The sequence below is a fragment of the Enterobacter sp. JH25 genome (genome assembly GCF_021725435.1).
In the GTDB taxonomy this organism is placed as follows: Bacteria; Pseudomonadota; Gammaproteobacteria; order Enterobacterales; family Enterobacteriaceae; genus Enterobacter; species Enterobacter intestinihominis.
In genome coordinates this window covers 648,963-669,238 of record NZ_CP091319.1, presented here as the reverse complement: position 1 = coordinate 669,238, position 20,276 = coordinate 648,963, and the positions used below count along the sequence as shown (strand labels likewise).

20 protein-coding genes are annotated in these 20,276 nt (G+C 56.8%); 7 read left to right on the top strand and 13 right to left on the bottom strand.

Going from position 1 to position 20,276, the window contains the following annotated elements:
• Positions 1-77: 77 nt before the first annotated feature.
• A complete protein-coding gene (gene yjjY, locus L2Y28_RS03260) occupies positions 78-218 on the bottom strand; it encodes a protein YjjY (protein ID WP_001541509.1) in 141 nt (46 codons plus the stop codon).
• Between the two features lie 95 nt (positions 219-313).
• On the opposite strand from yjjY, the gene arcA reads away from it, so the two are divergent.
• Positions 314-1,030, top strand: a complete 717-nt coding sequence (gene arcA / locus L2Y28_RS03255) for a two-component system response regulator ArcA (protein WP_003856501.1) — start codon at positions 314-316, stop codon at positions 1,028-1,030.
• Between the two features lie 48 nt (positions 1,031-1,078).
• On the opposite strand, the gene creA is transcribed toward arcA, so the two are convergent.
• Positions 1,079-1,549, bottom strand: coding sequence for a protein CreA (gene creA / locus L2Y28_RS03250; protein ID WP_003856503.1), 471 nt, complete (start codon positions 1,547-1,549; stop codon positions 1,079-1,081).
• A 214-nt stretch (positions 1,550-1,763) separates the two neighbouring features.
• Here creA and robA point away from each other — a divergent pair, with 214 nt between their 5' ends.
• On the top strand, positions 1,764-2,633 hold the full coding sequence (robA, locus tag L2Y28_RS03245) for an MDR efflux pump AcrAB transcriptional activator RobA (protein WP_022646995.1): 870 nt from the start codon (positions 1,764-1,766) through the stop codon (positions 2,631-2,633).
• On the opposite strand, the gene gpmB is transcribed toward robA, so the two are convergent.
• Positions 2,630-3,277: a 2,3-diphosphoglycerate-dependent phosphoglycerate mutase GpmB gene (gene gpmB, locus L2Y28_RS03240; protein ID WP_006810187.1), complete on the bottom strand. Its 648-nt coding sequence runs from the start codon at positions 3,275-3,277 to the stop codon at positions 2,630-2,632. The two genes, robA and gpmB, sit on opposite strands and share 4 nt — an antisense overlap.
• A 48-nt stretch (positions 3,278-3,325) precedes the next feature.
• Between gpmB and yjjX the strand changes: the two genes are divergently transcribed.
• Positions 3,326-3,841 carry an inosine/xanthosine triphosphatase gene (gene yjjX, locus L2Y28_RS03235; protein ID WP_022646994.1) on the top strand — a complete coding sequence of 172 codons (516 nt, stop codon included), beginning with the start codon at positions 3,326-3,328 and terminating at the stop codon, positions 3,839-3,841.
• Positions 3,842-3,868: 27 nt separating this feature from the next.
• Here yjjX and trpR read toward each other — a convergent pair whose 3' ends face one another.
• The gene (gene trpR / locus L2Y28_RS03230; RefSeq protein ID WP_003856511.1) at positions 3,869-4,198 is read right to left on the bottom strand and encodes a trp operon repressor; all 330 of its coding nucleotides are present in this window, start codon (positions 4,196-4,198) and stop codon (positions 3,869-3,871) included.
• Positions 4,199-4,253: 55 nt separating this feature from the next.
• The gene (gene sltY, locus L2Y28_RS03225) at positions 4,254-6,191 is read right to left on the bottom strand and encodes a murein transglycosylase (protein ID WP_022646993.1); all 1,938 of its coding nucleotides are present in this window, start codon (positions 6,189-6,191) and stop codon (positions 4,254-4,256) included.
• Positions 6,192-6,417: 226 nt separating this feature from the next.
• On the opposite strand from sltY, the gene ettA reads away from it, so the two are divergent.
• Complete coding sequence (ettA, locus tag L2Y28_RS03220; protein WP_014882470.1) at positions 6,418-8,085, top strand: energy-dependent translational throttle protein EttA; 1,668 nt, start codon at positions 6,418-6,420, stop codon at positions 8,083-8,085.
• A 126-nt stretch (positions 8,086-8,211) separates the two neighbouring features.
• On the opposite strand, the gene L2Y28_RS03215 is transcribed toward ettA, so the two are convergent.
• Positions 8,212-9,111, bottom strand: a complete 900-nt coding sequence (locus L2Y28_RS03215; protein ID WP_022646992.1) for a LysR family transcriptional regulator — start codon at positions 9,109-9,111, stop codon at positions 8,212-8,214.
• Positions 9,112-9,218: 107 nt separating this feature from the next.
• On the opposite strand from L2Y28_RS03215, the gene L2Y28_RS03210 reads away from it, so the two are divergent.
• On the top strand, positions 9,219-10,220 hold the full coding sequence (locus tag L2Y28_RS03210) for a zinc-binding alcohol dehydrogenase family protein (RefSeq protein ID WP_022646991.1): 1,002 nt from the start codon (positions 9,219-9,221) through the stop codon (positions 10,218-10,220).
• A 111-nt stretch (positions 10,221-10,331) separates the two neighbouring features.
• On the opposite strand, the gene nadR is transcribed toward L2Y28_RS03210, so the two are convergent.
• From nadR to serB, 3 genes are all read right to left on the bottom strand, one after another.
• Positions 10,332-11,564: a multifunctional transcriptional regulator/nicotinamide-nucleotide adenylyltransferase/ribosylnicotinamide kinase NadR gene (gene nadR / locus L2Y28_RS03205; RefSeq protein ID WP_015572616.1), complete on the bottom strand. Its 1,233-nt coding sequence runs from the start codon at positions 11,562-11,564 to the stop codon at positions 10,332-10,334.
• Between the two features lie 35 nt (positions 11,565-11,599).
• Positions 11,600-12,985: a DNA repair protein RadA gene (gene radA / locus L2Y28_RS03200; RefSeq protein ID WP_003856523.1), complete on the bottom strand. Its 1,386-nt coding sequence runs from the start codon at positions 12,983-12,985 to the stop codon at positions 11,600-11,602.
• Positions 12,986-13,060: 75 nt separating this feature from the next.
• On the bottom strand, positions 13,061-14,029 hold the full coding sequence (serB, locus tag L2Y28_RS03195) for a phosphoserine phosphatase (protein ID WP_003856524.1): 969 nt from the start codon (positions 14,027-14,029) through the stop codon (positions 13,061-13,063).
• A 117-nt stretch (positions 14,030-14,146) separates the two neighbouring features.
• Between serB and L2Y28_RS03190 the strand changes: the two genes are divergently transcribed.
• Together L2Y28_RS03190 and lplA are read left to right on the top strand one after the other, a co-directional pair.
• The gene (locus tag L2Y28_RS03190) at positions 14,147-14,791 is read left to right on the top strand and encodes a YtjB family periplasmic protein (protein ID WP_015572615.1); all 645 of its coding nucleotides are present in this window, start codon (positions 14,147-14,149) and stop codon (positions 14,789-14,791) included.
• Positions 14,792-14,830: 39 nt separating this feature from the next.
• Positions 14,831-15,847, top strand: a complete 1,017-nt coding sequence (lplA, locus tag L2Y28_RS03185) for a lipoate--protein ligase LplA (RefSeq protein WP_022646990.1) — start codon at positions 14,831-14,833, stop codon at positions 15,845-15,847.
• 85 nt (positions 15,848-15,932) lie between these two features.
• Here lplA and deoD read toward each other — a convergent pair whose 3' ends face one another.
• The 4 genes from deoD to deoC all read right to left on the bottom strand — a co-directional run bounded on the left by deoD (position 15,933) and on the right by deoC (position 20,257).
• Entirely contained in the window at positions 15,933-16,652 is a 720-nt protein-coding gene (gene deoD / locus L2Y28_RS03180; RefSeq protein WP_003856538.1) for a purine-nucleoside phosphorylase, read from the bottom strand.
• Between the two features lie 125 nt (positions 16,653-16,777).
• The gene (gene deoB, locus L2Y28_RS03175) at positions 16,778-18,001 is read right to left on the bottom strand and encodes a phosphopentomutase (RefSeq protein ID WP_022646989.1); all 1,224 of its coding nucleotides are present in this window, start codon (positions 17,999-18,001) and stop codon (positions 16,778-16,780) included.
• 53 nt (positions 18,002-18,054) lie between these two features.
• The gene (gene deoA, locus L2Y28_RS03170) at positions 18,055-19,377 is read right to left on the bottom strand and encodes a thymidine phosphorylase (RefSeq protein ID WP_022646988.1); all 1,323 of its coding nucleotides are present in this window, start codon (positions 19,375-19,377) and stop codon (positions 18,055-18,057) included.
• Between the two features lie 100 nt (positions 19,378-19,477).
• A complete protein-coding gene (deoC, locus tag L2Y28_RS03165; protein ID WP_022646987.1) occupies positions 19,478-20,257 on the bottom strand; it encodes a deoxyribose-phosphate aldolase in 780 nt (259 codons plus the stop codon).
• Between the last annotated feature and the right edge of the window lie 19 nt (positions 20,258-20,276).

The following is a 20,276-nucleotide window of genomic DNA, read 5'->3' as shown; positions in this document are numbered from 1 at the left end:
TGTTAACGTGCTACAATTGAACTTGATATATGTCAACGAAGCGTAGTTTTATTGGGTGTCCGGTGTCACTTAGCCTGTTATGTTGCTGTTAAAATGGTTAGGATGACAGCCGTTTTTGACACTGTCGGGTCCAAAGGGAAAGTACCCACGACCAAGCTAATGATGTTGTTGACGTTGATGGAAAGTGCATCAAGAACGCAATTACGTACTTTAGTCACGTTAAGCCGATCATGTTAATTTGCGACATGCATCAGGCAGGTCAGGGACTTTTGTACTTCCTGTTTCGATTTAGTTGGCAATTTAGGTAGCAAACATGCAGACCCCGCACATTCTTATCGTTGAAGACGAGTTGGTAACACGCAACACGTTAAAGAGCATTTTCGAAGCAGAAGGCTACGATGTCTTTGAAGCGACCGATGGCGCAGAGATGCATCAGATCCTTTCTGAAAATGATATCAACCTGGTGATTATGGATATCAATCTGCCGGGCAAAAACGGGCTTCTTCTGGCGCGCGAACTGCGTGAACAGGCGAACGTCGCGTTGATGTTCCTGACAGGCCGTGACAACGAGGTTGATAAAATTCTTGGTCTGGAAATCGGCGCGGATGACTACATCACCAAGCCGTTCAACCCTCGCGAGTTAACCATTCGTGCACGCAACCTGCTGTCCCGCACCATGAATCTGGGTACGGTCAGTGAAGAGCGTCGTAGCGTCGACAGCTACAAATTCAACGGCTGGGAACTTGATATCAATAGCCGTTCGCTGATTAGCCCGAACGGTGAGCAGTACAAACTGCCGCGCAGTGAATTCCGCGCGATGCTGCACTTCTGCGAAAACCCGGGCAAGATCCAGTCCCGTGCAGAACTGCTGAAGAAAATGACCGGTCGTGAGTTGAAGCCACACGATCGTACCGTTGACGTAACCATCCGTCGTATTCGTAAACATTTCGAATCTACGCCTGATACGCCGGAAATCATCGCCACGATCCATGGTGAAGGCTATCGTTTCTGCGGTGACCTCCAGGAGTAATCCTCCCGTCACGCAGTAAAAAACGGCGCTTTTGCGCCGTTTTTTTTATCAATGCCACGGCATAATCGGCACCGCGCTAATCGCGTTTTTCGGTGAGCCTTCCACGACTTTGTCGGAATAAGCCAGATAAGCCAGTGTGTTACGCTTCGCGTCATAAAAACGGACCACCTGTAGCTTTTTGAACACCAGCGAGGTCCGTTTCTGGAATACAACGTCGCCCTGCGCTTTGCCGTTTTTAATTTTGTCACTCAATTCCACCGGACCAACCTGCTGACAGGAGATGGCCGCGTCAGACGTGTCTTCAGCCAGCCCCAGGCCGCCTTTAATCCCGCCGGTCTTCGCCCGGCTGACATAGCAGGTGACGTTTTTAACGTCCGGATCGTCAAAGGCCTCCACCACAATTTTGTGGTCCGGCCCAAACATTTTAAACACGGTGTCCACGGAGCCAATTTGCTCCGCCTGTGCCACGCGCCCTGCCATCAGCGCCAGTGCTGCAAAGACTAAAACCTTGTATTTCATATTGTTACCATTCATAAAAATTACGCTGAGCGATTATTCAACAGGTTAGATAAAAATGTAGCAAGATCACAGGATTAGAATATATCCGCACTTAAATCACCACAAAAAGCATTTATGCGCAAAAAAAACACTGAATGCTAAAACGTCAAAAAATGCTATTATCCGCTAACCTGTAAACAGGCACCTGCGGCAGTTTTAAGGATGAGGATAGTATATGGATCAGGCTGGAATTATTCGCGACCTGCTCACCTGGCTGGAAGGTCATCTCGACCAGCCTTTGTCACTGGATAATGTGGCGGCAAAAGCAGGCTATTCCAAGTGGCATCTGCAAAGGATGTTCAAGGATGTCACCGGTCATGCTATCGGTGCCTATATTCGCGCACGTCGTTTATCAAAGTCTGCTGTCGCGTTGCGCCTGACCGCGCGACCAATCCTGGATATTGCCCTGCAATATCGCTTCGATTCACAGCAAACCTTCACTCGCGCCTTTAAAAAACAGTTCTCGTTAACGCCAGCGCTTTATCGCCGCTCGCCGGACTGGAGCTCCTTTGGTATGCGTCCGCCGCTGCGTCTGGGCGAGTTTGCGATGCCAAAATATGAAATCATCACCTTGCCGGAAACGCACCTGGTCGGCACCACGCAGAGCTACTCCTGTTCCCTGGAGCAGATCTCCGAGTTCCGCCATCAGATGCGCGTTCAGTTCTGGCGCGAATTTTTAAGCCACGCTCCGGCGATCCCGCCGATTCTGTATGGCCTGAACGAAACGTATCCAAGCCAGGAAAAAGACGACGAGCAGGAAGTGTTCTATACCACGGCGCTGACGCCTGACATGGCGAACGGTTACATTCATGGCTCGAAGCCTGTCGTGCTGGAAGGCGGCGAGTATGTGATGTTCTCATACGAAGGGTTAGGAACGGGCGTTCAGGAGTTCATCCTGACCGTTTACGGGACCTGCATGCCAATGCTGAATCTGAATCGCCGTAAAGGTCAGGACATTGAGCGCTACTATCCGGCGCAAGATGCAAAACCGGAAGAAGGCCCTATCAATCTGCGGATGGAATTCCTGATTCCGGTACGTCGTTAACGCTGCAACTCATCCAGTGCAGGGGCATCAAGATGCGAAATGTCCCCTGCCATCTCAACCACCCACCCCGATGCCAGCCAGGCACTTTCCTGATAGTCGATACGGGAAATGGAACAGTTGCGCAGACGCAAACGGCGCTCGGCGTAAGCTGGCAGCCCCAGAATGGTACTCACCAGGCAACCCAGCGCGATACCGTGGCTCACCAGCAGCGGTCGGCTACCTGCCGGGAGTTTCAGGCACTCGGCCAGCGCGGCATGCATGCGCACGCTCAGCTCCTGCATGGATTCCCCCTCAGGGATGCGACCATCTTCAGTGCCGTTCACCAGCGTGCGACGCCAGCCTTCTTCGGTTTCCGTCAGCGTATCGATAGGGCGTTTTTCCAGCACGCCCATATCCAGCTCGCGCAGGCGCGGTTCAAGGGTCACGTCGCAGCCACAGGCATCGGCGATGATGCGTGCCGTCTGCTGCGTGCGGCCTAAATCACTGGAGATGACGTGAGTGATACCCAGCGTTCTGGCGCGCTCCGCCACCTGCCACGCTTGCTGCACACCTTTGTCGGTGAGAGGACTGTCTGACTGGCCTTGAATACGTCGCTCGGCGTTCCACTGCGTTTCACCGTGGCGAACAAGGTATACCTGTAACATGCTTTTTTTCCGTTATACTGCGATGAATTTTTTAAATCGAGCTTAATTATGCACCATGTTGTCTCTGCTACCACCAATCCTGCCAAAATTCAGGCAATTCTAAGGGCATTTGAAGAGATCTTCGGCGAAGGATCCTGCCATATTGACGCCGTAGGCGTCGAGAGCGGTGTGCCGGAACAGCCGTTTGGCAGCGAGGAAACACGCGCTGGCGCACGAAATCGCGTGGCGAATGCAAAAGCCGCCGCGCCAGATGCTGACTTCTGGGTCGCGATTGAAGCAGGTATCGACGAAGGGGCGACCTTCAGCTGGGTTGTCATCGAAAGCCGCGAGCAGCGCGGCGAAGCGCGTTCAGCCACGCTGCCGCTGCCGGAGGTCATACTGGAGAAAGTCCGCGCGGGTGAGGCGCTGGGGCCGGTAATGTCGCACTACACCGGCATTGATGAGATTGGTCGTAAAGAGGGGGCGATTGGCGTCTTTACCGCGGGCAAGCTCACCCGTTCGAGCGTTTACCACCAGGCCGTTATTCTGGCGTTAAGTCCGTTCCATAACGCGATTTATCGTTAAGTTTGTAGGCCGGATTAGGCGAAGCCGTCATCCGGCGTTTTTAAGCAATACCGCTTCCAGCCACTGACGCAGTTCAACCGGCGCCGACTTCAGGCTGTTTGAACCCCGGGTAATCGTCGCGATGCCCGCGCCCAGCTCGTTTTTCAGTTCACGCTGGCTCATTTCGCCACGCAGCAGTTCCTCAATAATGCGTACCCGTGTACCCAGCGCTTCACGCTCGTCTGGCGTCAGCATCAGCTGTAGCAAGGGTAAATGCAGATCTTTGTCGTAAGACTGGCGGAGCAACTCCACAAAACGAAGCCACTCCTGATGACGCTGTTCGGCCATGGCCGAGGAATACGGGGAATGCTGGGTCATGTTATGCTGCCTCTTGTACTCATTAGCGAGTACAGCATAACACAACCCGCGCCGATCAGTAACGTCTCTGCCACTCGGCATCGCTCATCAGGGCATCTTTCTCCCCCATGAAGTGCCGATAGTAGGCGTCATACGCCAGCACGTTCTTCACATATCCGCGCGTTTCCGAGAACGGAATGCTCTCGACGAACGCCACGGCGTCGAGCCGCCCTGCGCTGTTGCCAAGCCATGTCCGCACGCGGCCTGGCCCGGCGTTGTACGCCGCTGACGCGAAGATGCGGTTATTACCGAACTGCTGATAGACGTACTGCAAGTAGCTGGTACCGATGTTGATGTTGGTCTCCGGATCCAGCAGCTGGGACGGGCTGCTGTAGCCTGGGATATTAAACATCTTCACCGTGTGCGTCGCGGTGCCCGGCATAATTTGCATCAGGCCGCTGGCCCCCACCGGCGAACGCACTTTCGGGTTCCAGGCGCTTTCCTGACGGGCAATGGCCATCGCGTAGCTTTGCGGAATATCTTTGCCGCTGGTGTAGCGATCGAACAGATCCTTATAAGCCAGCGGGAAACGCTCTTCGAGATGATCCCACAGCTTGCCGGCGATCGTCGCCTGCACGCTCAGATCCCACCAGCGATTATCAAACGCATAGCGGGCAAGCTGCGCCTTCTCGTCGGTGGTACGGCTGGTGACCAGGTTGGCCCATTCGCTGCGCGCGGTATTATCCAGATTCCAGTACATCAGCTCGCGCACGCGCGCCATTTCCGGACCCTGCGTCAGCGCCGGGTTCGCGTTGGCTGGCGCTTTGTCGATCTTCAGGGTGTACTCCTCGCCCAGACGTTGCGCCGCCGCCATCGGGTAGAAGCCGCGCTGCTGCATCAGGGAGTGGAGGATCGCTTTGGCTTCGTCTTCACGACCACGCTCCAGCAACAGGTCCGCCTGCCAGTAACGCCATTCATCTTTCTCTTTAGCATCCATCGGCAGGCGCGCCAGCCAGGTATTGAGGCCACGACGATCGCCCGTTCCCAGCGCCATGCGCACGCGACGCTCCACCAGCGAGACAGAGTTTGAACGCATTACAGCGTCGTCACGCCAGCGCGCCTGTTCGTCGGTGACATCTGTTCCCATCAGTCGCCATGCCACAATATCGCGCAGTTCCTGGGTTTGATCGTCATTAAGCTGCTGGGCCTGCACCAGCTGCGGGATCATCAGCCGGGCGTTTTCCACATCCTCACGCGCCACGCTGGCAAAGGCCACCGCCGCCATCTGGCGGGTAAAATCGGTCGCGCCGGTGGTACGCGCAAACGTCAGCACGGTATTGGGATCGTTTGCCAGACTGATAACGGCAGAGGCAATGGTCTGATAATCCGCGGGCATCTGGCCCGCCAGCACGGTAACCAGCCGGGTGTTTCCGGCCTTCATCGCCAGGCGAATACGTTCCAGGTAAGAGAGCGGATCCTGCTTGCCCGAGGCGCGCCAGGCGCTGAACAGCGGGTCACAGGCGTTTGGCTGGCTTTTGCCCGTCAACCACAGCTCTTTCGCGCCGGTCCAGGCTTCCTCCTGCTGACCGGTCGCCCATTTCGCATAATAGTAATTACACTGCGCTTCCGTCGCGCCCGGCTTATCCGGGCTGAAAGCCAGCAGGCCGCGCCAGTCTTCGCGACGGGCCAGCTCGTTCACAAACCGGGACTTCAGGGTACGCGCAGGCGGCAGTGTCGGGTTCGCCTGAATGAAGTTATTTACGGTGACGGTCGGTTGATTCATGAGATCATCAGTGATCTGACGATACTCCAGATACGGATACAGCGGATAATCCTTCAGCGTCGGCATCAGCGCCTGCACGGTATCCATCTGCTTGTTGTCCCATGCCTGCTTAATCTGGGCATAGCGGTTACGTTGTTCATCCAGTGAATCGGCATGCACCGCCTGGCTTACCGCCATTACGCATACGCTGGCAGCCAGCAGACGCCAGACCACCCGTTTGGCTTTTTCCACAAGCTCTTCCTCATTGTTTTTCGTCAGTTGCAGCGTCTTGCCACGTGAAAGTTACCTCAACTTATGCTAACCAGGCATCCCACAACGCGCCACGTCATGGACACTTTTTTACCTTTCTTGCGCGTTTTAACACTCCCGACGTTCCTGGCTGGGATTAGGGCGTGAAAAAGGCTACACTTCGAGGCTGAAATTCATTCTCATCACGATAAAAGAGGCGAAGTCCAACGTGGCTCAATTCGTTTATACCATGCATCGTGTCGGCAAAGTTGTCCCGCCGAAACGTCATATTCTTAAAAATATCTCGCTGAGCTTTTTCCCGGGCGCAAAAATCGGTGTTCTGGGTCTCAACGGTGCCGGTAAGTCCACCCTGCTGCGCATCATGGCCGGCATCGATACAGACATCGAAGGTGAAGCCCGTCCGCAGCCTGGCATCAAGATCGGCTACCTGCCGCAGGAACCTCAGCTGAACCCGGAACACACCGTGCGTGAATCCGTTGAAGAAGCGGTATCCGAAGTGGTTAACGCCCTGAAAGGTCTGGATGAAGTGTATGCCAAATACGCCGAGCCGGATGCGGACTTCGACAAACTGGCCGCTCAGCAGGGCAAATTTGAAGAGATTATCCAGGCGCACGACGGTCACAACCTGAACGTGCAGCTGGAGCGCGCGGCAGATGCCCTGCGTCTGCCGGACTGGGATGCGAAAATCGCGAATCTCTCCGGTGGTGAACGCCGCCGCGTGGCGCTGTGCCGCCTGCTGCTGGAAAAACCAGACATGCTGCTGCTCGACGAACCAACCAACCACCTGGATGCGGAATCCGTGGCGTGGCTGGAACGCTTCCTGCACGACTTCGAAGGCACCGTGGTGGCAATTACCCACGACCGCTACTTCCTCGACAACGTGGCGGGCTGGATCCTGGAGCTGGACCGCGGCGAAGGTATTCCATGGGAAGGTAACTACTCCTCCTGGCTGGAACAGAAAGATCAGCGTCTGGCGCAGGAAGCGTCTCAGGAAGCGGCGCGCCGTAAATCTATTGAGAAAGAGCTGGAGTGGGTGCGTCAGGGCGCGAAAGGCCGTCAGTCCAAGGGCAAAGCCCGTCTGGCACGCTTCGAAGAGCTGAACAACACCGAATACCAGAAGCGTAACGAAACCAACGAACTGTTTATCCCGCCTGGCGCACGTCTGGGGGATAAAGTGGTTGAAGTGACCAACCTGCGTAAGTCATACGGCGACCGCCTGCTGATCGACGATCTGACCTTCTCCGTACCGAAAGGCGCTATCGTCGGCATCATTGGTCCGAACGGCGCGGGTAAATCCACCCTGTTCCGCATGATGTCCGGTCAGGAACAGCCTGACAGCGGCTCTATCACCCTGGGTGAGACCGTGAAGCTGGCCTCCGTTGACCAGTTCCGTGACGCGATGGACAACAGCAAAACCGTGTGGGAAGAAGTCTCCGGCGGTCTGGATATCATGCGTATCGGCAACACCGAGATGCCAAGCCGCGCCTATGTTGGCCGCTTTAACTTCAAGGGCACCGACCAGGGCAAACGCGTGGGCGAGCTGTCTGGCGGTGAGCGTGGTCGTCTGCACCTGGCGAAGCTGCTTCAGGTTGGCGGCAACGTTCTGCTGCTCGATGAACCTACCAACGACCTGGACATCGAAACCCTGCGCGCGCTGGAAAACGCCCTGCTGGAATTCCCGGGCTGCGCCATGGTTATCTCGCACGACCGCTGGTTCCTTGACCGTATCGCGACCCACATTCTGGACTACCAGGACGAAGGTAAAGTGGAGTTCTTCGAAGGTAACTTCACCGAATACGAAGAGTACAAGAAACGCACGCTGGGCGCAGACGCGCTGGAGCCGAAGCGTATTAAGTACAAGCGTATTGCGAAATAAAAGCAAAACGGCAACTTCGGTTGCCGTTTTTTATGTTTGTTCCCTCTCCCCGTGAGGGGGCCAGAGTGAGGGCATCAGGCCGCACAGTGTGTAGGCCGGGTAAGGCGAAGCCGCCACCCGGCTTTTTTATTTGCCCACGTAATACCGCTTCACCTCATCAAACTGCATCGCAAAGTCGATATAGCTCATCAGCGCAGGCGAATTGAGCTTACGGCTCGGATAGGCCAGCCAGAGATCGTTCCCCTCAACGCGCCACTCCGGTAGCACCTTTACCAGCGCGCCCTTTTCAATTTTATCTTCCAGCAGGAATGCGGGTAACAGCGTGATCCCCGCCCCGGCAATGGCGCATTCTCGGGCGTACACCAGGTTATCCGTCATGTGGGCGTTATCCGGCAGGTAGCGGTAATCCTCACTCTCGCTTCGCAGAAGCCACTCCGACCATGCCCGGTGCGTAATGCAGCGGTGATCCACCAGCTGTCGGGGATGGATTAACGGCGCCCGACGCGCCAGATAGTCAGGCGAGGCCAGCATGTAGCGCGGACAGTGCCCAATCATGCGACCAATCAGGGAAGAATCCTGCGGTTTGCCGGTGCGCAGCGCCACGTCAAAGCCCGACTCGACCAGATCCACCACATCGTCTGAAATTGATACATCCAGCGACACGTCAGGGTAGCGAAGCTGGAACTCGGCATTCATATGCGCCAGCAGCGTCGCGCCAATCCCTGCCGGACAGGTGATCCTCAGCCGTCCGCTGGGGTTTTCTCGCAGCCGCTGAATGGCATACTCCGCGCGCTCGCTGGCCGCCAGCATCTCGCGGCAGTGCACCAGATAGTGCTCGCCCGCAAACGTCAGGCTTATTCTGCGCGTCGTGCGGTTAAGCAGGCGGATCCCCACCTGCTGCTCCAGCTGGCTAATGCGTTGGCTGACGCTGGATTTCGGCAGTTCCGCCTTCTGCGCCGCCGCGGTAAAGCTGCCCATCTCAGCCACCAGCGCAAACAGCGCCATATCCTGTAGCTGTTTAAACATGATTGTTCACCCTGTACGAACGCTGAGTTCTTGATTGTCCATCTTATCATGCAGCTGACCACTTAATAGACTAGCCTCAACACAACGCATTCATTGAGGAGAACATCATGTCTGTTAAAGCCATTGCCGTTAACCCAGAAAATCCCTCCACCTTCGTTGAAATTACCCCGCCGATGCCGCAGCCCGGCGAGTACGATCTGCTGGTGGAGGTGAAAGCCGTCTCCGTAAACCCGGTGGATACCAAAGTACATGCAGGCATTGCCAAAAGCGGACTGAAGGAGCCGCGCATTCTCGGGTGGGATGCCAGCGGGATCGTCAAAGCCGTCGGGGCTGGCGTCACCGAATTCAAACCGGGTGACGAAGTATGGTACGCGGGGGATATCACCCGACCGGGCAGCAATACCACGCACCAGCTTATCGATGCGCGCATTGTCGGGCACAAGCCTGCAAACCTTGGCTGGGCCTCTGCGGCAGCACTGCCGCTGACGGCGCTCACCGCGTGGGAAGGCCTGTTTGAACGGCTGAAGATTCAGGATGCCGACGCAGATAAAACGCTGCTGATAATTGGCGGCGCGGGTGGAGTCGGATCGCTGGCGATCCCGTTTGCGAAGCACAACAGCAAGGTGAAGATCGTCGCAACCGCCTCACGAGAAGATTCCGCCCGATGGTGTCGCGATCGCGGGGCTGACGTTGTCGTAGATTACCGCGACCTGAAGGGTGAACTGGCGAAACAGGGGCTCACCTTTGTGGATTACATTTTTATCCTCAACGACACCGACGGGCACTGGGATGCGGTCAGCGATCTGATCGCCCCTCAGGGACACATTTGTTCCATCGTTGAAAATGCGCATCCGCTAAACCAGGACAAGCTGAAGTCCAAATCTGCCGCCCTGCACTGGGAATTTATGTACACCCGCAGCATGTACCAGACCGCGGATATGGCGCGCCAGGGCGAGATTTTAAATGAGGTGGCGAAGCTGGTGGATAACGGCGTGGTGGAAAGCTCGCTCAGCGAAACGCTGCACGGGCTGAGCGTGGAAAGCATTACCGAAGCGCACCGCATGGTGCTGGAGGGGCATATGCGTGGGAAAGTGGTGGTTGAGTATTGAGTGGTTTGTTCCCCCTCACCCTGCCCTCTCCCCACGGGGGAGAGGGTAAAGACAGCTCCGTGCGATCCCCTCTCCCCTTTGGGGAGAGGGTTAGGGTGAGGGGTAAATCTTTTACCCCTGCTCACCCATCATCTCTTTCACCAGCTCGACGCAGCGCAGGAAGCGGGAATCGTAGTCCGACTCTTCCACATGCACAAACTCAACGTTGTTCTCGTTAAGCATCTCCACCAGCATGGTCTGGAACTCCCGCCTGTCCACCGAGCTGCCCAGGCTGCGCATGCCGTCGGCAACCCATGGGGTGTTGTTTTCCAGCAGGATCACCAGGTCAAAGCGGTATTCATCAATCAGCGCCTGCACAAACGGGTGCTCGCGTCCTTCGTACTTTTTACAGAACGCCTGCGTGGTGACGAAATCGGTATCAATAAAGGCGACTTTATTGGCGTATTTCACCGCAAAATCAATGTACTGGGCATGACCGAGCGCGATTTTATCGTAGTCGGAATACTGTAATGCCATCTCGTCACCACCGAGGTGTGAGAAGACGTAATCGCGGCCATACTCCCACGCACTGGTGGTATTGAAGATATTCGCCAGCTTATTCACCAGCGTCGATTTCCCGCTCGACTCGCCGCCGAGGATCGCCACCGTACGCACGAAGAACGGCTTCACCTCGGTCGGAATGTAGTCCCAGTAGCGGAACGGGTTCTCGCGGATCTGCGCCCCGCTGATGTTCATAAAGGTGCGTTTAGGATCGATCAGCACGGTTTCGATACCCAGATGCTCGCGGAACTGTGGCGCGTCGGACTCTTCAGAGGTGTAGATCCAGTTAGGCGCAATGCCCTTCTCTTCCATAAACGCTTTGATGCCGTTGCTCCACACGTCCCAGCCGTGCGGGTACGGCTCCATGCCCTCTTCGTTAAAGGCATGAATACGAATATTTTTCTGATACTTAAAGGTCTGAAGCAGCCAGCGCAGGCGGTCCGGCACGGTGGGCTGCTGCGACATGGCGCTGTCTTCAAACAGCTGGCGATCGCGGGTTTCATCATAACCCATGATGATATGCAGCTCGTCGACCTGGCTACAGGCGCGCTGGATCAGATAGATATGCCCGGTATGCAGCGGGTAGAACTTACCGAACACCACGCCAATGTTCTTTTGCATCCGCGGAAATTCAAGCCCCAGAAAACGGTGCAGCGCTTCCAGCTTCTGCGCGCTGGGGCTTTTGATTTTGGCGTTCAGCAGTTGGCTCAGGTAGCCCTTGGTCATGCCGCTGGCGTCCGCTACCTGCTGTAACGTGCAGCCCTTCTGGCGGATAGCGGTCTTGATGTAGTCAAATGATGACATAAATTACGGTGCCTCCTGCAAAATCGAATACGTAATTATAAGTCGTCAAAGACATTTAACGCATCTGCGAGTTTTTTAACGCCAAAAACCTGCATCCCTTCCGGAATTTTTTTCGGCACGTTGGCGGCCGGAACAATTGCGCGGCGGAAGCCATGTTTTGCCGCTTCGGAGATACGCTCCTGACCGCTCGGCACCGGGCGAATTTCGCCCGCCAGCCCTACTTCGCCAAATACCACCAGATCCTGCGGCAACGGTCTGTCGCGCAGGCTGGAGACCATCGCCAGCAACAGCGCCAGATCCGCGCTGGTTTCCGTAACCTTCACCCCACCAACCACGTTGACGAACACGTCCTGATCCGCCATTTGCAGGCCGCCGTGACGGTGCAACACCGCCAGCAGGATCGCCAGGCGGTTCTGTTCCAGACCGACCGCCACGCGCCGCGGATTACCCATCATCGAGTGATCCACCAGCGCCTGAATTTCAACCAGCAGCGGACGCGTCCCCTCCCACAGCACCATCACCGAACTACCGGACGTAATTTCGTCGCCACGGCTCAGGAAGATGGCCGACGGGTTGCTGACTTCGCGCAGCCCCTGCTCGGTCATGGCAAACACGCCCAGTTCATTCACCGCGCCGAAGCGGTTTTTATGGCTGCGCAGGGTACGAAAACGGGAATCCGCATCGCCGTCGAGCATCACCGAGCAGTCGATACAGTGCTCAAGCACTTTCGGGCCGGCCAGCGAGCCGTCTTTGGTGACGTGGCCCACCATCACTATCGCTACGCCGCGCGTTTTGGCAAAGCGCGTTAAGTACGCAGCCGTTTCACGCACCTGCGCCACGCTCCCCGGTGACGACTGAATGTCCGCCATGTGCATCACCTGGATGGAGTCGATCACCATGAGCTTCGGCTGCTCTTCTTCGGCAATCATGCAGATCTGCTCGATGCTGGTTTCCGAGAGCATATTCAGATTGCCGGTCGGCAGACCGAGGCGGTGCGCGCGCATCGCCACCTGCTGGAGTGACTCTTCGCCCGTGACGTACAGGGTTTTCATCTGTTCGGCGAGCTTGCAGAGCGTTTGCAGCAGCAGGGTGGATTTACCCGCGCCCGGGTTACCGCCGATGAGAATAGCGCTGCCCGGCACTACGCCACCGCCGAGCACGCGGTCAAATTCTTTGAATCCGGTTGAGAAGCGCGGCAGCGCCTCAAGGCTGATATCCGAAAGTTTTTGTACCTTCGACACGCCTGCATTGCCCGCATAGCCGCTCAGGCGTTCATTGCGGGCCACGCTCGGCGAAGCCGCCACACCACGCACTTCGGTGATGGTGTTCCAGGCATGACAGGCGCTGCATTGCCCCTGCCAGCGCGGATAATCCGCACCACATTCATTACAGACAAATGCGCGTTTTGGAGCTTTCGCCACGGTTTACCTCGTTATTTCTGTGCGGTCTGCGCGCCGGATAGCGCTGACGCTTACCCGGCCTACAAAAGCAGGCCGCTATTTTTGATTAATGCTGCCGGAGAGAATGCAGAACACGCCCATCAGGTCAGCATGACGGATAGTGACTTCCGTCTTTTCATTCACTTTCGGCTTGGCGTGGTAGGCAATACCCAGTCCGGCAACTTTGATCATCGGCAGATCGTTCGCGCCATCGCCGATGGCGACGGTCTGTTCGACCGGAATGGCGTATTTCTCCGCCAGACGCGTCAGCGTATTGGCTTTGTACTGCGCATCCACGATGTCGCCAATCACTTGTCCGGTGAGTTTGCCGTCCATGATCTCCAGCTCGTTTGCCACCACGGTGGTCAGACGCAGCTTGTCACGCAGGTAATCGGCAAAGAAGGTGAACCCACCGGAGGCAATCGCCACTTTCCAGCCGAGCGTCTCCAGCTTGAGCACCAGCTGCGTCAGCCCTGGCATCAGGGGCAGTTCATCGCGCACCTGACGCAAAATGTTAGCATCGGCCCCCTTCAGGGTCGCCACGCGCTGTCTCAGGCTGGCGGTGAAATCCAGCTCGCCGCGCATCGCGCGCTCGGTGACTTCCGCCACCAGCTCGCCGCTGCCCGCCAGTTTAGCAATCTCGTCAATACACTCGATCTGAATGGCGGTGGAGTCCATGTCCATCACCAGCAGGCCAGGCGTTTTCAGGTGCGGAATTTTGCCGAGCGGAGCAACGTCCAGCCCGGCGTCGTGCGCCAGACGCGTGGCGCGCTGCGTCAGGGAACCCGCCAGGCGAATAACCTGATAATCTTCCACGCACCAGGCCGCAACGATGACCATCGCTGCGCCCAGTTTAGTTTGATACTGGGTGAGGCGTTGCTTATCCAGGCCGCGTCCGTACAGCAGCCAGCCGCTACGGCCAGCGTGGTAATCGAGAGGCATCACCTCATCGCCACTTAAAGAGAGCGGCAATCCTGGCCATAAAGAGACATCCGTTGGCAGGTCGCACCAGGTAATGTTCGGCATTGAAGCTCCTGTAATTTCGTTCGTGCCGGAAGGTTCCAGAGGGAAAATAACGCATGAGGCTACCCTGTAACCATCACTTCTGGCAACATTAAGCCGTAAATTTTAAGCAGGTGGAATATGGCTCGCGCAAAACTGAAATTCCGGCTTCATCGCGCCGTGATTGTCCTGATCTGTCTCGCACTATTAGTGGCGCTTATGCAGGGGGCATCCTGGTTTAGCCAGAATCACCAACGACAGCGTAACCCACAGTTTGAAGAACTGGCCCGTACGCTGGCGCGCCAGGTGACGCTCAACGTTGCGCCGTCTATGCGCACCGAAACGCCGGATGACAAGCGGATAGCGCAGGTATTGCGCCAGCTTACGGAAAACAGCCGCATTCTGGATGCGGGCGTGTACGATGAACAGGGCGACCTGATTGCCCGCGCGGGTGAGCATGTCGACGTGCGCGACAGGCTGGCGCTGGACGGCAAAAAAGCTGGCGGTTATTTCAATCAACAAATCGTTGAACCCATTCAGGGCAAGAATGGCCCACTCGGCTATTTACGTCTGACACTCGACACCCACACCCTGCCAACCGAAGCCAAACAGGTGGATAACACCACCAATATTTTGCGCCTGATGCTGCTGCTCTCGCTGGCGATTGGCGTGGTACTGGCGCGCACGCTGCTGCAAGGCAAGCGCACCCGCTGGCAGCAGTCGCCGTTCCTGTTAACCGCCAGCAAGTCAGTTCCCGAAGAGGAAGAGAGCGAGAAGAAAGAATAGTGATAAAGTAGGCGGATGATTCGGAAAAGGAACTCTGCCATGTCGACGTTACGCCTGCTTATCTCTGACTCTTACGATCCCTGGTTTAATCTCGCGGTGGAAGAGTGCATCTTCCGCCAGATGCCCGCCACCCAGCGCGTCCTGTTTCTCTGGCGCAACGCTGATACGGTCGTTATTGGCCGCGCGCAAAATCCGTGGAAAGAGTGTAACACCCGCCGTATGGAAGAGGACAACGTCCGCCTGGCGCGCCGCAGCAGCGGCGGCGGTGCGGTATTCCACGATCTCGGCAACACCTGCTTTACCTTTATGGCGGGCAAGCCGGAATACGACAAAACCATCTCGACCTCCATTGTGCTCAACGCGCTCAATTCGCTCGGCGTGACGGCTGAAGCTTCGGGTCGTAACGATCTGGTGGTGAAAACACCTGAAGGCGACCGGAAAGTGTCAGGCTCAGCCTACCGCGAAACGATGGATCGCGGATTCCACCACGGCACATTATTGCTGAATGCCGATCTGAGCCGTCTGGCAAACTATCTAAACCCGGACAAGAAAAAGCTCCAGGCGAAAGGCATTACCTCCGTGCGCGGTCGCGTGGCGAATCTGGTGGATCTGCTGCCGGGGATTACTCATGAGCAGATTTGCGATGCAATCCGTGAAGCCTTTTTCAAGCATTACGGTGAACGCGTAGAAGCCGAGGTGATTTCTCCGGATAAAACCCCGGACCTGCCAAATTTCGCGGAAACCTTTGCGCGCCAGAGCAGCTGGGAGTGGAACTTCGGTCAGGCACCGGCGTTTTCACACCTGCTGGACGAACGGTTTACCTGGGGCGGCGTGGAGCTGCACTTTGACGTGGAGAAGGGCCATATTACCCGCACGCAGGTCTTTACGGATAGTCTCAATCCTGCACCGCTGGAGGCGCTGGCCGCACGTTTACAGGGCTGTCTGTATCGGGCGGATATGCTGCAGCAGGAGTGTGATGCATTAATTGGGGATTTTCCGGAGCAGGAAAAAGAGCTGCGGGATGTATCGGCGTGGATTGCTCAGGCCGTGCGCTAGTAAAAAAGCCCGCTGGCGCTGCGCTTAGCGGGCCTACAAAACCGTAGGCCGGGTCAGGCGAGGCCGCCACCCGGCACAACAGCTCTTACTCTTTATCGCCCAGCAGAACGGATTCCAGCGCGATTTTGATCATGTCGTTGAAGGTGGTCTGACGCTCGGCAGCGGTGGTCTGCTCGTGAGTACGGATATGGTCAGACACGGTGCAGATGGTCAGCGCTTTCGCACCGAATTCAGCCGCCACGCCGTAGATACCGGCCGCTTCCATTTCCACGCCCAGAATGCCGTATTTTTCCATCACGTCGAACATGTCGCCTTCTGGCGAGTAGAACAGATCGGCAGAGAACAGGTTGCCCACGCGCGCGTCAACGCCCAGCGCTTTTGCTGCGTCAACCGCGTTACGCACCATGTCAAAGTCAGCGATGGCCGCAAAGTCATGATCTTTAAAGCGAATGCGGTTGACTTTAGAGTCGGTGCACGCGCCCATGCCGATCACCACGTCACGCAGCTTAACGTCCATGCGCACCGCGCCGCAGGAGCCGACACGGATGATTTTCTTCACGCCGAAATCGGTGATCAGCTCTTTGGTGTAGATGGAGCAGGATGGGATACCCATGCCGTGACCCATCACGGAGATTTTGCGGCCTTTATAGGTACCGGTGAAGCCCAGCATGCCACGCACGTTGTTCACTTCACGCACGTCTTCGAGGAAGGTTTCTGCAATGTGTTTCGCGCGCAGCGGGTCGCCCGGCATCAATACGACGTCAGCGAAATCACCCATTTCTGCATTAATGTGAGGAGTTGCCATCTTCAGTTCCTTTTACATTGTTGTTTTTGCCGGGTGGCGGCTGCGCCTTACCCGGCCTACATTCTCTTCTCCCTCTCCCTGTGGGAGAGGGTCGGGGTGAGGGCATCAGGCCTCACCCAATCCGTTTAGAACATAGCCTTGCCATATTCCATGTCAGACGTACCAAAGTATTTCGCAATCGTCTGGCCGATGTCCGCGAAGGTTTCACGATGACCCAGCGAGCCCGGTTTGACTTTCGGGCCGTACACCAGCACCGGGATGTGCTCACGGGTGTGGTCGGTACCGGTCCAGGTCGGGTCACAGCCATGGTCAGCGGTCAGGATCAGAATGTCATCTTCCCCCACCAGCTCCATCAGCTCTGGCAGACGGCGGTCAAACAGCTCCAGACCCGCAGCATACCCGGCGACGTCGCGACGGTGACCCCAGGAGGAGTCGAAGTCCACGAAGTTGGTGAAGACAATGGTCTTGTCGCCCGCTTCTTTCATCTCTTTGATGGTGGCGTCGAACAGCGCATCCAGACCGGTCGCTTTGACCTTTTTGGTGATGCCGCAGTTAGCGTAGATGTCCGCGATTTTACCTACGGAAACGACCTGGCCGTCTTTCTCGTCGACGAGTTTTTGCAGCACGGTCGGCGCCGGTGGCTCCACGGCCAGATCGTGACGGTTGCCGGTACGCTGGAAGTTACCCGCTTTGTCGCCGATAAACGGACGCGCGATAACACGGCCAATGTTGTAGCCGCCTTCGGTCAGCTCTTCACGGGCGATCTCGCACAGCTCGTACAGTTTATCCAGGCCAAACGTCTCTTCGTGGCAGGCGATCTGGAACACAGAGTCAGCAGAGGTATAGAAAATCGGTTTGCCGGTTTTCATGTGCTCTTCGCCGAGCTGATCCAGAATCACGGTACCGGAAGAGTGGCAGTTGCCGAGGTAGCCCGGCAGGTTGGCGCGCTTCACCAGCTTATCGAGCAGCTCCTGCGGGAAGCTGTTCTCGTGATCGGAGAAGTAACCCCAGTCAAACAGCACCGGCACGCCAGCGATTTCCCAGTGACCGGACGGCGTATCTTTACCGGAAGAGAGCTCGTGCGCCCACGCGTAGGCGCCCACCACTTCCGCGTTTCCGTCCATACCGGCTGCGATTTTACCGGTAGAACCTTCATGCGCTTTTACCAGCCCGAGGCGGGTCAGGTTTGGCAGGTTCAGAGGGCCTTTACGACCGTTGTCCGCTTCGCCTTTTGCACAGGCTTCCGCGATGTGACCCAGGGTATCGGAACCCACGTCACCAAAACGTTCTGCATCTTCGGTTGCGCCGATGCCGAATGAGTCCAGCACCATAATAAATGCACGTTTCATAATTGTTCTCCGTACTTAGTGCTTCATAAAAATGCGATCAGATCAGTATACCGCTATTCAGTGATACGACGATAGACCGTCGGTGTGGTTTCCGGTGCTTTATCGTCAAGAGTTATTGCCGCCTTCACCGCTTTCGCCGCGTCCTGCCAGCTGGCTTCGTCTTTCGCGTGGATCACCGCCAGCGGACGTTGGCCGTCAACGCTGTCGCCCAGACGGGCCATATCGGTAAAGCCGACGCTGTAATCAATGGTGTCCGATGCCTGACGACGACCGCCGCCCATAGACACGACCGCCATGCCGAGCGCGCGGGTATCCATAGCCGAGACAAAGCCTTCACTGTCCGCATAGACCGCTTTGCTGAGCATCGCGGTGGGCAGGTATTTCGCGTAGTTTTCCACGAAGTCGGTCGGGCCTTTCTGCGCCGCCACCATCCGACCAAAGATCTCCGCCGCTTTGCCGTTGTCCAGCACAGCCTGAAGCTTCGCGCGGGCTTCCGCGTCGTCTTTGGCCAGCTTGCCGGAGATTAACATCTCAACGCACAGCGCCATGGTGACATCGAACAGGCGCGGGTTACGGTATTCGCCTGTGAGGAACTGCACGGCCTCGCGGACTTCAACGGCGTTACCGGCGCTGGACGCCAGCACCTGGTTCATGTCCGTCAGCAGTGCGGTGGTGCGCACGCCCGCGCCGTTGGAAACGCCAACGATCGCTTCAGCCAGCGCCTCAGAGAGTTCATAGGTCGGCATAAACGCGCCGCTGCCCACTTTCACATCCATCACCAGCGCGTCCAGCCCTTCCGCCAGCTTTTTGGCGAGGATAGAGGCGGTGATCAGCGGGATGGAGTCTACGGTCGCGGTAATGTCACGCGTCGCGTAGAAACGCTTGTCTGCTGGCGCAAGAGAGCTGGTCTGGCCGATAATCGCCACGCCAACGTCTTTAATAATGTCGCGGAAGCGGTTGTCATCCGGGAAGATATCGAAGCCCGGAATGGCTTCCAGTTTGTCGAGCGTACCGCCGGTATGACCCAGGCCGCGCCCGGAAATCATCGGGATGTAACCGCCGCAGGCTGCCACCATCGGGCCAAGCATCAGGGAGGTCACGTCGCCCACACCGCCGGTGGAGTGTTTGTCCACAATCGGGCCGTTGAGGTTAAGGCTTTTCCAGTCCAGAACGGTTCCTGAATCTCGCATCGCCATGGTCAGGGACACGCGCTCAGGCATCGACATATCGTGGAAGAAAATGGTCATCGCCAGAGCCGCAATCTGCCCTTCAGAGATGGTGTTATCACGAATGCCGTTGATAAAGAAGCGGATCTCTTCGTCGCTTAATGCATGACCATCACGTTTTTTACGAATAATTTCTTGTGCGAGAAACACGGTAACCTCCATGCGGAATCGGGTGAATGGCGGCGGGTATGTTGACCCGCCCTACGATCCTGTAGGCCGGGTTAGCGTAGCGCCACCCGGCAATTCAAACTTAGTAGCTGCTTGCGCTCTTACCGTCACCGTGACCCAGCGCTTTCAGCAGGCTGGCCAGCAGGCTGGACGCGCCGAAGCGGTAGTGGCGGGAGTCCGCCCAGTCGGCGCCGAACAGCTCGTCGGCAATCGCCAGAAACTGCTGCGCGTCTTCTGCGGTACGCACGCCGCCTGCCGGTTTGAAGCCAACGGTTTTGGACACGCCCATATCACGGATAACTTCCATCATGATGCGCGCGCTTTCCGGAGTCGCGTTGACCGGCACTTTACCGGTAGAGGTTTTAATGAAATCCGCGCCCGCTTTGATAGCGATTTCAGACGCTTTACGAATCAGCGCCTCTTCTTTCAGCTCGCCGGTTTCGATGATCACTTTAAGCAGCACGTTTGCCGCCGCACATGCGTCTTTACAGGCTTTCACCAGGTCAAAACCGACCTGCTCGTTGCCGGCGATCAGCGCGCGGTACGGGAAAACCACGTCAACTTCGTCTGCGCCGTACGCAATCGCAGCGCGGGTTTCCGCCAGCGCGATCTCGATGTCGTCATTACCGTGCGGGAAGTTAGTCACGGTCGCAATGCGCACGTCCGGCGTGCCCTGTTCTTTCAGCGTTTTGCGGGCAATCGGGATAAAACGCGGGTAGATACAGACGGCGGCGGTATTACCCACTGGCGTTTTTGCCTGATGGCACAGGGCGATGACTTTTTCATTGGTGTCGTCATCATTCAGGGTGGTCAGGTCCATCAGTTTCAACGCGCGCAGGCTGCTTGCAGTTAAATCGGTCATAACATTCTCCAACGGCAGT

Excerpts from the sequence above, each read along its gene's own strand:
- deoD (WP_003856538.1), bottom strand. The coding sequence starts at position 16,652 with ATGGCAACTCCTCACATTAATGCAGAAATGGGTGATTTCGCTGACGTC.
- L2Y28_RS03215 (WP_022646992.1), bottom strand. The coding sequence starts at position 9,111 with ATGTTTAAACAGCTACAGGATATGGCGCTGTTTGCGCTGGTGGCTGAG.
- serB (WP_003856524.1), bottom strand. The coding sequence starts at position 14,029 with ATGCCGAACATTACCTGGTGCGACCTGCCAACGGATGTCTCTTTATGG.
- lplA (WP_022646990.1), top strand. The coding sequence starts at position 14,831 with ATGTCGACGTTACGCCTGCTTATCTCTGACTCTTACGATCCCTGGTTT.
- arcA (WP_003856501.1), top strand. The coding sequence starts at position 314 with ATGCAGACCCCGCACATTCTTATCGTTGAAGACGAGTTGGTAACACGC.
- L2Y28_RS03190 (WP_015572615.1), top strand. The coding sequence starts at position 14,147 with ATGGCTCGCGCAAAACTGAAATTCCGGCTTCATCGCGCCGTGATTGTC.
- yjjX (WP_022646994.1), top strand. The coding sequence starts at position 3,326 with ATGCACCATGTTGTCTCTGCTACCACCAATCCTGCCAAAATTCAGGCA.
- trpR (WP_003856511.1), bottom strand. The coding sequence starts at position 4,198 with ATGACCCAGCATTCCCCGTATTCCTCGGCCATGGCCGAACAGCGTCAT.
- robA (WP_022646995.1), top strand. The coding sequence starts at position 1,764 with ATGGATCAGGCTGGAATTATTCGCGACCTGCTCACCTGGCTGGAAGGT.
- nadR (WP_015572616.1), bottom strand. The coding sequence starts at position 11,564 with ATGTCATCATTTGACTACATCAAGACCGCTATCCGCCAGAAGGGCTGC.
- deoC (WP_022646987.1), bottom strand. The coding sequence starts at position 20,257 with ATGACCGATTTAACTGCAAGCAGCCTGCGCGCGTTGAAACTGATGGAC.
- deoB (WP_022646989.1), bottom strand. The coding sequence starts at position 18,001 with ATGAAACGTGCATTTATTATGGTGCTGGACTCATTCGGCATCGGCGCA.
- creA (WP_003856503.1), bottom strand. The coding sequence starts at position 1,549 with ATGAAATACAAGGTTTTAGTCTTTGCAGCACTGGCGCTGATGGCAGGG.
- L2Y28_RS03210 (WP_022646991.1), top strand. The coding sequence starts at position 9,219 with ATGTCTGTTAAAGCCATTGCCGTTAACCCAGAAAATCCCTCCACCTTC.
- gpmB (WP_006810187.1), bottom strand. The coding sequence starts at position 3,277 with ATGTTACAGGTATACCTTGTTCGCCACGGTGAAACGCAGTGGAACGCC.